This is a genomic window from Mesorhizobium sp. WSM4836 (genome assembly GCF_055811815.1).
Map to the genome: position 1 here is coordinate 1 of NZ_JBVVQF010000107.1, position 323 is coordinate 323.

General features: G+C 65.9%; 1 pseudogene. It reads right to left on the reverse strand.

Going from position 1 to position 323, the window contains the following annotated elements:
• Positions 1-233, reverse strand: a pseudogene (locus AC0L2P_RS32290) (SfnB family sulfur acquisition oxidoreductase); the annotation flags it as partial.
• Positions 234-323 lie beyond the last annotated feature (90 nt).

Here is a 323-nt window from a genome sequence, read left to right on the forward strand (position 1 = left end):
CGCGGCACGTTGAGCGACCACAGACCGCTTAGCGAGAAGGCGTCGAGTTCGGCGAGCGGCCATAGCCTTTCGCGATCACGTAGCGCCGCGCCAATCTTGAAGTCGGCGGCCAGTGCTTCGGCCGTGGCGATCGCCTCGGCATCGGTGCGGATGATGTGGGCCGGTGCGCTTGGACGCGGCACCGCCGGCACGCCTTCGTCATGCGCAGCCGGGAATTTGGGGTTTGTCGCCATGTCGTTGCTCGCTGCTGAAAGGGAAGGGCGATCAGGCGGGTTCGGGGACGTGCGTTTCTTCAAGCGCACGCACGCGCGGCAGGACATGTT